Raw genomic sequence first — 1,069 nt, 5'->3', positions numbered from 1 at the left:
GGTTTCCAGGCGATCCACGAGTCGGACATGCTCCTGCTCCCGGACGTCGCCAGCGCCTTCATCGATCCGTTCCGCGCGCAGAAGACCCTGGCGTTGAACTTCTTCATCCACGACCCGTTCACCCGCGAGGCGTACTCCCGGGACCCGCGCAACGTGGCCAAGAAGGCCGAGGCGTACCTGGCCGCCAGTGGTATCGCCGACACCGCGTACTTCGGCGCCGAGGCGGAGTTCTACATCTTCGACTCCATCCGCCACGAGACCTCGGCCCACCAGTCGTTCTACTACATCGACTCGATCGAGGGCGCCTGGAACTCCGGCCGCGACGAGCCCGGCGGCAACCGCGGCTACAAGACCGCCTACAAGGGCGGCTACTTCCCCGTCCCGCCGGTGGACCACTACGCCGACCTGCGCGACAGCATGGTCCGCCGCCTCATCGACGCCGGCTTCACCGTCGAGCGCTCGCACCACGAGGTCGGCACCGCCGGCCAGTCGGAGATCAACTACAAGTTCTCCACCCTGCTGCACTCCGCCGACCAGCTCCAACTCTTCAAGTACCTGATCAAGAACGAGGCCTGGGCCGCCGGCAAGACCGCCACCTTCATGCCCAAGCCGCTCTTCGGCGACAACGGCTCCGGCATGCACACCCACCAGAGCCTCTGGCTCAACGGCGAACCCCTCTTCCACGACGAGACCGGCTACGCCGGCCTGTCCGACACCGCCCGCTGGTACATCGGCGGCCTGCTGCACCACGCCCCGTCCCTGCTGGCCTTCACCAACCCCACCGTCAACTCCTACCGCCGCCTCGTGCCCGGCTTCGAAGCACCGGTGAACCTGGTCTACTCCCAGCGCAACCGCTCCGCCTGCACCCGCATCCCGGTCACCGGCAGCAACCCCAAGGCCAAGCGCGTCGAGTTCCGGGTACCCGACCCGTCCAGCAACCCCTACCTCGCCTTCTCCGCCATGATGATGGCCGGCCTCGACGGCATCAAGAACAAGATCGAGCCCTCGGCCCCGATCGACAAGGACCTCTACGACCTGCCCCCGGAGGAGTGGGGCGACGTCAAGCAGG

1 protein-coding gene is annotated in these 1,069 nt (G+C 67.1%); it reads left to right on the top strand.

Annotated elements, in window-relative coordinates; genetic code table 11:
- Positions 1 to 1,069 (top strand): type I glutamate--ammonia ligase (glnA, locus tag V6U79_RS29660; protein ID WP_334616717.1); only part of this gene is annotated, 1,069 nt, incomplete at both ends.

It is taken from the genome of Micromonospora psammae (assembly GCF_036902725.1).
Lineage (GTDB): Bacteria > Actinomycetota > Actinomycetes > Mycobacteriales > Micromonosporaceae > Micromonospora.
This window is presented reverse-complemented; position numbering and strand designations above follow the sequence as displayed.